Raw genomic sequence first — 10,463 nt, forward strand, 5'->3', positions numbered from 1 at the left:
GAACCAGTGATTGGTTCCGGATTGTCCTACAGCAGAAGGATCGGTCAATGGATCCTTAACTGATCAGCATTGCCGCATGTGCGGGCCTTTTGCATGGCATGAAGGGCGGGGCTATTCCCGCTCCTTGACATAGGGGGTGCCGAGGGCCTTGGGGGCCACCGCCTTGCCGATGAAACCGGCCAGCAGGAAGACCGTCAGGATGTAGGGCAGCGCCTCGATGGCCTGCACCGGGATCGGGAAATCGCCGATGCTGACCCCTTGCAGCCGGATGGCGACCGCATCGAGGAAGCCGAACAGCAGACAGGCCGCCATGGCGTTCCAGGGGCGCCACTTGCCGAACACCAGGGCCGCCAGCGCCATGAAGCCCTTGCCCGCGCTCATGTTGGGGATGAACTGGGCGGTCTGGGCCACCGCCAGATAGGTGCCCCCGATCCCCGCCAGCAGGCCGCCGATGATGAGGGCGGTGTAGCGCATGCGCACCACGGAGATGCCTGCGGTGTCGACCGCGGCCGGGGCCTCGCCCACCGCCCGCAGCCGCAGGCCGAAGCGGGTGCGGAACAGCACCCACCAGGCCAGGGGCACGGCGGCGAAGGCCACGTACTCCAGCAGAGAGTGACCGCTCAAGAGCTCGCTGTAGAGCTGGCCGATGACGGGCACGTCATAGAGCTCCTTGGCATAGGGCAGGTCGATGGGGGCGAAGCGTGCCGCACCGGAGAGCGCCGGGGTCTGGCCGCCCTGATCGAACCAGTAGCGCCCCAGGGTCACGGTGAGACCGGCTGCCAGGATGTTGATGGCCATGCCGCTCACCACCTGATCACCCCGGTGGGTGATGGTGGCGAAGCCGTGCAGCAGGGCGAACAGGATGGAGATCCCCACCCCGACCCCCAGCCCAATCCAGGCGGAACCGGTGACGGCGGCGGCCGCCGCACTGGCGAAGGCGGAGGCTAGCAGCTTGCCCTCCAGGGCGATGTTGACCACCCCGGAGCGCTCACAAAACATACCGGCCATGGCCGCCAGGATGAGCGGAGGCGCGGTACGAATGGTCGCGTCCAGCATCAGGATCAGCATTTCGAACATGATCAGGCTCCTTTCACTTGGGCGACCGGGCGGTTGGCAAAGGCCAGATAGGCCTGCTCGATGCGCGGGCGCAGCATGTGCTCCAGGGCGCCGCAGAACAGGATCACCAGACCCTGCAGCACCACGACGATGTTGCGGTCCACCCCGAACTCGAAGCTGAGCTCGGCGCCGCCCTGGTAGAGGAAGCCGAACAGCAGGCTGGCGATGATGACGCCGACCGGGTGGTTGCGGCCCATCAGGGCCACCGCGATGCCGGTGAAGCCGAAGCCTTCCACGAAGTTGAGCTTGATCTGGTGCAGCTCACCCTGCAGCACGTTGAGGGCGAAGAAGCCCGCCAGCATGCCGGAGATCACCATGGCCAGGATCACCACCTTGGGATAGGAGATGCCCGCATAGGCGGAGGCACTCTGGCTCGCACCCACGGAGCGGATCTCGTAGCCCCAGCGGGTATGCCAGATGAAGACCCACACCAGGGCCGCACAGATCAGCGCCCAGAAGAAGCTGATGTTGAGGGGGCTGTTGGGCATGGCGATGCCGAAACCGGCCGCCAGCTCGCTCATCTTCGGCAGCCAGCTCGCCACGGCGAACACCTTGCTCTCGGTGGCCATGGATCCTGGCGGCTTGAAGACGTCGACCAAGAGGTAGGCCATCAGGGAGGCGGCGATGAAGTTGAACATGATGGTGGTGATGACGATGTGGCTGCCCCGCTTGGCTTGCAGCCAGGCCGGGATGAAGGCCCAGGCCGCGCCGAACAGGCCGCCGGCGATGATGGCGAGCGGCAGGAGCAGGGCGAACGGCAGCACGTCCCCGAGCAGCAGACAGACCAGACCGACCCCGAGGCCGCCGATATAGGCCTGCCCCTCACCGCCGATGTTGAACAGGCCGGCGTGGAAGGCCACCGCCACCGCCAGACCGGTGAAGATGAAACCGGTGGCGTAGTAGAGGGTGAAGCCTATCCCCTCGCCGGTGCCGAAGGCGCCGTACCACATGATTTCGGCTGCCTCGATGGGGCTGATGTCGAGGTAATAGAACAGGATGGCCGACACCAGGAAGGCCAGCAGGATATTGACTGCGGGCAGCACGCCCACGGATATCCAGGCAGGAACACGTGCTTGGCTCATGAATGGGCCTCCTTGATATCGTCGGGGACTGGTGTGTTGACCATCATCAGGCCGAATCCGTTACAAGTGGTTGTGACCTTCATGATGTGGCTCCTTGTGATTGGCTTGTCGCCACGTCGTCAGGAACTATGTTCGCCATCATCAGGCCGATGGTGCGTTCATCCGCCCTGGCGCCGTCCAGCTCGCCGACGATGCGGCCATCGGCGATGACCAGAATGCGGTCGGAGAGGCTCATGATCTCGTCCAGCTCCACCGACACCAGCAGCACCGCCTTGCCCTTGTCGCGCATGGCGATGATCTGCTGGTGGATGTACTCGATGGCGCCGATGTCGACGCCCCGGGTCGGCTGGCCGACCAGCAGCACATCCGGGTCCTGCTCCACTTCCCGGGCGATCACCAGCTTCTGCTGGTTGCCGCCGGAGAAGTTGGCGGTCTTGTGCTCCGGGCTCGGCGGGCGCACGTCCCACTTGTCCATCTTGGCCTGGCAATCCTGGCGGATCGCCTCCTTGTCCTGCAGCCAGCCCTTGTTGTACTGGGCACGGCGGTGATAGCCGAGGATGAAGGCCTCTTTCGCCTCGAAGCGGTTGATGAGCCCCATCTTGTGTCTGTCTTCCGGGATGTGGCCGAGGCCGAAGTTGCGCACCTGCTCCGGGTCGGCCGGGTGGCTCTGGCTTACCTCGTGGCGCTGCGCCCCGGCGATGGTGAAGCCGCCCTTGCTGGGCTTGAGGATGCCGCCGAGCATGCTGAGCAGCTCGGACTGGCCGTTGCCGGAGACCCCGGCGATGCCGACCACTTCCCCTGCCCGCACCTCGAAGCTGACGGATTTGACCCGTTCCACCCCGGCGTCATCGACGTAAGAGAGGCCCTCGACCTTGAGCTTGGCCTCGCCCGGCTGGGCGGTGCCCTTGTCGACCTTGAGGCGCACCTTGCGGCCCACCATCAGTTCGGCGAGCTGCTCCTTGTCGGTGTCTTTGGTGGCGACATGGGCCACCATCTCCCCCCGGCGCATGATGGAGACCTGATCCGTGATGGCCAGGATCTCCCGCAGCTTGTGGGTGATGAGGATGACGGTCGCCCCCTGATCCCGCAGCTTTTTCAGCACCTCGAACAGGTGATCCGCCTCTTGCGGGGTCAGTACCCCGGTGGGCTCGTCGAGGATCAGGATGCGGGCACCGCGATAGAGCGCCTTGAGGATCTCGACCCGCTGTTGCAGGCCCACCGGCAGATCCTCGACCTTCTCGTGCAGCGGCACCTCGAGACCATAGTCCCGTGCCAGCTCGCCCAGCAGCTTCTCGGCGGCCGCCAGGCTCTTGCCCAGGCGCCAGCCGTTCTCGGCCCCCAGGATGACGTTTTCCAATACGGTAAAGTTGTTCACCAGCATGAAGTGCTGGTGCACCATGCCCACGCCTGCGGCAATCGCATCTTGGGAGCCATGGGGTTTGAACGGATTCCCGTCGATCAGCATCTCGCCTCTGTCGGCGTGGTAGAAACCGTAAATGATGCTCATCAGGGTCGACTTGCCGGCGCCATTTTCGCCGACGATGCCGTGAATGCTGCCTTTACGAACCTGAAGGTCGATCTGCTTGTTGGCGTACACGTCGCCGAACCGCTTATCGATACCCCTTAATTCGATGGCATAGCGATCTGTCTGGTCCATGATGCAGTCCTTGCGGGTCATGAAGTAGAGACTAAAAACCGGCCCGTGCGGGCCGGTCATCACTGGTTGAGAGTCGTAGCAGGGACTCAGTACTTGCAGGAGTTGTCGCTCATGTAGTCGTGCACCTTGATTTTGCCGGCGATGATGTCGGCCTTGATGCTCTCGACCTTGGCTTTCATTTCCGGGGTGATCAGCTTGGCGTTGTTCTCGTCCAGCGCCCAGTCAACCCCGCCTTCGGCCAGACCCAGGGACTGGATGCCCGGCTTCCAGCTGCCCTTGGCGGCGTCATCCCAGCTCTTGTACGCGGCCAGACCCACGGACTTGACCATGGAGGTCAGCATGGTGCCCGGTTGCAGGTGGTTCTGGTTGGAATCCACACCGATGGCCAGCTTGCCTTCGTCCTTGGCAGCCTGATAGACACCGATCCCGGTGCCACCGGCGGCGGCATAGACCACATCGGCGCCCTTGGCGAACTGGGACTTGGCCAGTTCTGCACCCTTGGCCGGGTCGGCGAAGGCTGCCGGGGTGGAGCCGGTCATGTTCTGATAGACGTCGATCTTCGGATTGATGTACTTGGCGCCTTGCTCATAGCCGCACTGGAACTTGCGGATCAGCGGGATGTCCATGCCGCCCACGAAGCCGACCTTGCCGGTCTTGGAGGCGATGGCTGCCAGGGCACCCACCAGGAAGGAACCTTCATGCTCCTTGAAGATGAGGGACTGGACGTTCGGCTTGTCGACCACCATGTCGATGATGGTGAACTGGGTGTTCGGGAACTCGGTGGCGACTTTCTCTACTGCGGAACCCATGTTGAAGCCGACGGCGACGATGGGGCCGTTGCCACGGCTGGCCAGACGACGCAGGCCCTGCTCGCGCTGGGCTTCGTTCTGGGGTTCGAACTCCTTGACCTTGACGCCTTTGTCCTTGTTGTAGACTTCGACGCCGTTGCGGAACACGGCTTCGTTGAAGGACTTGTCGAATTTGCCTGCGGTGTCATAGATGACGGCGGGCTCGGAGGCTGCCTGGGCGGACAGGGCAGCGAGGGTGAGGGCGGCCACGGTGGCCAGCTTGAGCACTTTAGTCACGATCGTATCCTTGATTGTTATGTGAGGGTCCACAACCTGTCTTGGCAGGTCATAAAGCACGCTGGCTAACTGTAAGTGAGCCAGCCCGTTGGTCAAGGGGATCATAGAGGAAAAACGTTTGCGTTAACGGTTTGAAATATAAGCAAATTGCCTTATAAGTGTTTGTTTTATGGTGTTTTTGCAGAATTAAATTCCGTGATTAATAGGGCTCGATCGACATTTGTGTTTGGATTCATGACGTTAGGCGCAACCGTTTTCCTCCCCTGATGAAAAAACTGGCTTCCATCGGCACCAGCCCTGCGGCCTCATCGACGCCATGTTGGCGGGCGGGCTGGCTGAGCGCCAGGAGGTCCGCCCGAGGTGTGACAGCCCAAGATGGATGGCTTTTTCCCCTCCCAGGGTCGTCGTCTGTGGCCGTTTTTCCTGCTCGCTCGGGGCCTGCGTGATGGCAAGCACACTCATATGGAAATGCATTGGTGTTTGTCATATGGATACGCTAGGTTATACCCGGATTAACTTGGCCCCCGGGATGGGGCCGTATTTTTTACATTTGTTCGGGTGATAAAAATGAAAAAAACGTGCTGAGTATGGCAGTGGCTTGTGTGTTGTCCGGTGTCATGTTGACCGCTTGCGGGGGTGGTGGTGACGATAACGGTGGCGGCAGCAATGGTGGCAACAATGGCGGTGGCACCGACACCGGCAGCAAGCCTCTTCACACTGCCGTCTTCCTGGATTCCGTCGTGGGTGGCCTCGACTATCGGTGCAACGATTACACCGGTGTCACCAATGCCAAGGGTGAATTCCTGTTTGATGATGGCGACACCTGCGAATTCGCATTGGGCAACCAACGCCTGGGGGCGGTGACCCTCAAGGCGGGCAACTCGTTGGTGACCCCTTACACCCTGGCGGGTGACGACAAGGAGAAAGCGATCCGCATTGCGGCATTGCTGCAGACGCTCGACAGCGACAGCAATCCGGAGAACGGCATCACCCTCGACAAGGCGCAGGTCGCGCAACTGGGGATCGTCGAACTGGGTAGCGATGACGCCTTCAACACCTCCCTGGTCGAGGCGCTGAAAACAGCGGGCCTCACCAAGGCCGTCGTCTCTCTGGCTGCGGCGAAAGCCCACCTCTCCGCCACCCTGGCTGGCGTCAATGGCCGCTCCGTGGCGGTCGACAAGGTGCTGAGCGATCTGCAGGGACTGACCGATCTGAAAAACCTGGACGTCGAGAGCAAGTTCAAGGAGTACAAGGAGACCCTGCAGGCCGAGACCGGTGAGAGCGGCAAGGCCGATCGCCAGATCGTGCTGGCCATGCTGACCATGCTGGAGGTGACCAACAACCCCGTGGTGGCTGAACGCCTGGGCTTCACCTCGTCCGCCATTGGCAGTGGTTACAGCACCAGCCTGGCCAAGGTGATGGATGTCATCATCCACACCCCCGGCACCGCCTCCGTGGCGCTCAAAGGTGGCAAGGGATATACCCGTGACGTGGCCAAGCTGATGGGCGCCTATGCCGACAGCCTGGAAAACGTCGCGGCTGCCCTGGCCGATATCCAGGATCCGGATTACAGCGCCACCTATGGCGATGACGATACCGTCACCCTCAACCTCGACGGTGCCAAGGCACTGCGGGCGTCTGCGATGGCGATGGCATCGGCCCTCAACATCGCCGCCTCCTACCAGTACGGTCCGGACAGCGCCTATGTCACCCAGCAGGAAGAAGTGACCTTGCCGCGTATGCACATCAAGGACACCTGGGGCATGCAGCCGACCACCACCTATGAAGAGAGCAGCAGCACCTTCGAGACCCAGTTCAGTCAGCAGGAAATCGAGCCGGATGCGCTGGTGGTGCACGCCGATTTCTTCCGTTTGACCGACGATGCCAAGGCACGGTTGGCCAAGGCCAAGTCGCAGTTGAAGGATGCGGTGAGCCTCGCTCTGACCATCGATCAGAGCAAGCTGGACGAATCGTTGACCCAGGATGAGATCGAGGCCAATGCCGCGACTCTCAAGGAGCTGGCGAACCACTTTGCAGGCACTGTGCCCACTATCCAGTGGGAAAGCATCGAGACCCGATACGTCAATACCGGCATGGGCTGGCAGCCTCAAGAGGTGGGGGTGAAGTACAACATCAATGTGCTGCCGTTCTTCGATGAGATGCTGGATCGCAGTGACATGACCATCAAGGTGACCGGCGGCTGTGATGGCGCCGTGGGGGCGCGGGATGCCGAGCTGTCCAAGGGCATGGGAGAGCCCATGTGTCTCATCACGAGCGACGAGTTCAAGGCACTTGCCCAGAGCGATCGCGGCGCACTGAAGTACATCGGCTGGATGCAGGAAGATCAGGAGAGCCACACCGCCATCTATGCCAAGGGGGTGGGTTATGACTGGTCAACCCAGATGACGCCGGTGGCCGGGTCGACCTTTGACAAGGTATTCGTCTCCTGTACCGACCTGGATGACAACAAGGTCAGCTGTGCCGATCAGCTGTAAACCAGTGGGAGCGCTCCTGACGGGGGCGCTCCTGTTGTGGATGCCGGTGGCACAGGCTGCCGGCATGCTGACGCGCTACACCGATTATCGGGAGCGTGTCTTCGATCGTCAGGGTCAGTTGCAATATCAATTGACCACCCACGAATACTTGCAGCGGATGCCCAGCGGGCGTCCGTCATTGTCCAGTCTGTTTGCGTTGCGAGAGATGCAACGAGCATCACTGCAGCTCAAGCAGGGCACCTTGATGGTGAATGACGTCATCGTGCGCTTCGAGCATGGGCATTATCAGGACGGCATGCTGGTGATGGGGAACACGGAAGTGACCCTGCCTGAGGGCCGCATGCTGGCCGCTTCACTGCGATTTGATCCCGTCCAGCAGGTGCTGGATGCCCCCCGCGCCCGGCTGCTCAGCTTTTCCGGTGAGGTACTGGGCCAATACCGGGACTATCACCGCCCCCTTCGTTGATCCTGCCGGTTGGTCTCTGGCGGCTCAGGCCGTATAATCCCCGCCTGTATAAATAAACAGGAGTGGTGATGGACGTTTCAACCCTGCTCGACGGGCTCAATGACAAGCAAAGAGACGCGGTGGCGGCCCCCCGTTGCAACCTGCTGGTGCTGGCCGGTGCCGGTTCGGGCAAGACCCGGGTGCTGGTGCACCGTATCGCCTGGCTGATGCAGGTGGAACGCTGTTCACCCTTCTCCATCATCGCGGTGACCTTTACCAACAAGGCGGCGGCCGAGATGCGTGGCCGGGTCGAGAAGGTGATCGGTGACGGCGTGCGCGGCATGTGGATCGGCACCTTCCACGGCATCGCCCACCGACTGCTGCGGGCCCACCATCTGGATGCGGGGCTGCCGCAGGATTTCCAGATCCTCGACTCCGACGACCAGTACCGCCTCATTCGCCGGGTGCTCAAGGCGCTCAATCTGGACGAGAAGCACTGGGCCCCGCGCGCCGTGATGGGCTACATCAACGGCAAGAAGGACGAGGGGCTGCGCCCCGGCGACATCGATCTCTACGGCGACCCCGTCACCCGCACCTATCAGCAGATCTACAAGACCTATCAGGAGACCTGCGATCGCTCCGGGCTGGTGGACTTCGCCGAGCTCCTGTTGCGGGCCCACGAGCTGTGGCTCAACAAGCCGCACATCCTCGAGCACTACCGCGACCGCTTCCAGAACATCCTGGTGGACGAGTTCCAGGATACCAACGGCATCCAGTACGCCTGGCTGCGGATGCTGGCGGGCGACACCGGCAAGGTGATGATCGTCGGCGACGATGACCAGTCCATCTACGGCTGGCGCGGCGCCAAGATTGAGAACATCCAGCGTTTCCTGACCGACTATCAGGGGGCGCAGACCATCCGCCTGGAGCAGAACTACCGCTCCACCGCCAACATCCTCAAAGCCGCCAACAGCGTCATCGCCAACAACTCGGAGCGGCTCGGCAAGGAGCTGTGGACCGAAGGGGCCGAGGGCGAGCCGATTTCGCTGTACGCCGCCTTCAACGAGGTGGACGAGGCCCGCTTCGTGGTCGGCCGCCTCAAGGATTGGAAAGAGAAGGGGGGTCTGCTCGCCGACTGCGCCATCCTCTATCGTTCCAACGCCCAGTCGCGGGTGCTGGAAGAGGCGCTGATGCAGGACGCCATGCCCTATCGCATCTACGGCGGCCTGCGCTTCTTCGAGCGCCAGGAAATCAAGGACGCCATGGCCTACCTGCGCCTTATCAACAACCGGGGCGACGACGCCAGTTTCGAGCGGGTGGTCAATACGCCGACCCGCGGCATCGGCGATCGCACCCTCGAGATCTTGCGTATCAACGCCCGCGATCAGGGCCAGAACCTGTGGCAATCGGCCAAGGCACTGCTCAATGACAAGGTGCTGACCGGCCGCGCCGGCAACGCGGTGCGCGGCTTTGTGGATCTCATCGACGCGCTGGAGGAGCAGGTCTCCCTGCTGCCCCTGCACCAGCAGGCGGATATCGCCATCCAGCACTCCGGCCTCAAGGCCATGTATCTGGCGGAAAAAGGCGAGAAATCCCAGGCGCGGGTAGAGAACCTGGACGAACTGGTCACCGCCTGCCGCCAGTACCAGCGCCCGGACGAGCTGGAGGATATGAGCGATCTCTCCGCCTTCCTCGCCCACGCGGCGCTGGAATCCGGCGAGAATCAGGCGGACGAATATGCCGATGCGGTGCAGCTGATGACCCTGCACAGCGCCAAGGGGCTGGAGTTCCCGCTGGTGCTGCTGGTCGGTGTGGAAGAGGGCATGTTCCCCAGCCAGCAATCCACCGAGGAGTCAGGCCGCCTCGAAGAGGAAAGGCGCCTCTGTTACGTCGGCATGACCCGCGCCATGGAGAAGCTCTACATCTGTTATGCGGAGAGCCGCCGCATCTACGGCCGCGAGATGTTCCACAAGCCGAGCCGCTTTATCCGCGAGATGCCCGCCGAGTGTCTGGAAGAGATCCGGCTGCGCACTCAGGTCAGCCGCCCCACCCAGTACGGCCGCTTCAGCCAGAACGAGGTGCAGCAGAGCTTCGACGCCAGCGGCATCAAGCTCGGCCAGCGGGTGCTCCATCCGAAATTCGGGGAAGGAATCGTGCTCAACTTCGAAGGGGTCGGCCAGCAGAGCCGGGTGCAGATCCAGTTCGACGACGTCGGCGCCAAGTGGCTGGTGACGGCCTATGCCCGCCTTGAGGTGCTGTAAGGCGCAGCGCTCCCGCCATCAATACAAAAGGAGCCGTTGGCTCCTTTTTTGTCAGGACTGTAGGTTCGATTAGCGAAGCGTAATCGGACGTTCGCGTCATGGGGAAATTGTGTGCCTGGTTGTTGGCAGCACGGCTGGCGCCGTGCAGGACGCGAGGGCGTTGCCCTCGACAGGGTTTCGCCCGCCCTTCGGGCTTGGGCGAGTAACTTTTCTTTGCGTGGCCAAAGAAAAGTCACCAAAAGAAAGGTTCTTCGCGGGATCCTGGGAAAGTGGAAGTTGACAGACAGAGTGCTGGTAAACTGGTTGTCGCCAAACACACCAC

The 10,463-nt window shown here is 62.1% G+C and carries 7 protein-coding genes; 3 read left to right on the top strand and 4 right to left on the bottom strand.

Features of this window, described 5'->3' with window-relative positions:
- Nucleotides 1-111: 111 nt before the first annotated feature.
- From OKC30_RS17465 to OKC30_RS17480, 4 genes are all read right to left on the bottom strand, one after another.
- Nucleotides 112-1,077: an ABC transporter permease gene (locus tag OKC30_RS17465; protein WP_010672471.1), complete on the bottom strand. Its 966-nt coding sequence runs from the start codon at nucleotides 1,075-1,077 to the stop codon at nucleotides 112-114.
- Between the two features lie 2 nt (nucleotides 1,078-1,079).
- The gene (locus tag OKC30_RS17470) at nucleotides 1,080-2,198 is read right to left on the bottom strand and encodes an ABC transporter permease (RefSeq protein WP_104455072.1); all 1,119 of its coding nucleotides are present in this window, start codon (nucleotides 2,196-2,198) and stop codon (nucleotides 1,080-1,082) included.
- Nucleotides 2,199-2,277: 79 nt separating this feature from the next.
- On the bottom strand, nucleotides 2,278-3,855 hold the full coding sequence (locus tag OKC30_RS17475; protein WP_103857800.1) for an ABC transporter ATP-binding protein: 1,578 nt from the start codon (nucleotides 3,853-3,855) through the stop codon (nucleotides 2,278-2,280).
- Nucleotides 3,856-3,941: 86 nt separating this feature from the next.
- Nucleotides 3,942-4,940, bottom strand: coding sequence for a BMP family lipoprotein (locus tag OKC30_RS17480; protein ID WP_041212138.1), 999 nt, complete (start codon nucleotides 4,938-4,940; stop codon nucleotides 3,942-3,944).
- A gap of 587 nt (nucleotides 4,941-5,527) precedes the next feature.
- Between OKC30_RS17480 and OKC30_RS17485 the strand changes: the two genes are divergently transcribed.
- The 3 genes from OKC30_RS17485 (at nucleotide 5,528) to uvrD (ending at nucleotide 10,141) form a co-directional block, all read left to right on the top strand.
- Nucleotides 5,528-7,435, top strand: a complete 1,908-nt coding sequence (locus tag OKC30_RS17485) for a hypothetical protein (RefSeq protein WP_160837032.1) — start codon at nucleotides 5,528-5,530, stop codon at nucleotides 7,433-7,435.
- Nucleotides 7,436-7,439: 4 nt separating this feature from the next.
- On the top strand, nucleotides 7,440-7,901 hold the full coding sequence (locus OKC30_RS17490; RefSeq protein WP_124244684.1) for a hypothetical protein: 462 nt from the start codon (nucleotides 7,440-7,442) through the stop codon (nucleotides 7,899-7,901).
- A 68-nt stretch (nucleotides 7,902-7,969) separates the two neighbouring features.
- The gene (gene uvrD, locus OKC30_RS17495) at nucleotides 7,970-10,141 is read left to right on the top strand and encodes a DNA helicase II (protein ID WP_160837030.1); all 2,172 of its coding nucleotides are present in this window, start codon (nucleotides 7,970-7,972) and stop codon (nucleotides 10,139-10,141) included.
- Nucleotides 10,142-10,463 lie beyond the last annotated feature (322 nt).

Source organism: Aeromonas sp. QDB18 (assembly GCF_027705325.1).
Classification (GTDB): Bacteria; Pseudomonadota; Gammaproteobacteria; order Enterobacterales; family Aeromonadaceae; genus Aeromonas; species Aeromonas caviae.

Coding starts and splice junctions, on each gene's coding strand:
- OKC30_RS17465 (WP_010672471.1), bottom strand. CDS start 1,077: ATGTTCGAAATGCTGATCCTGATGCTGGACGCGACCATTCGTACCGCG.
- OKC30_RS17470 (WP_104455072.1), bottom strand. CDS start 2,198: ATGAGCCAAGCACGTGTTCCTGCCTGGATATCCGTGGGCGTGCTGCCC.
- OKC30_RS17475 (WP_103857800.1), bottom strand. CDS start 3,855: ATGGACCAGACAGATCGCTATGCCATCGAATTAAGGGGTATCGATAAG.
- OKC30_RS17485 (WP_160837032.1), top strand. CDS start 5,528: ATGGCAGTGGCTTGTGTGTTGTCCGGTGTCATGTTGACCGCTTGCGGG.
- uvrD (WP_160837030.1), top strand. CDS start 7,970: ATGGACGTTTCAACCCTGCTCGACGGGCTCAATGACAAGCAAAGAGAC.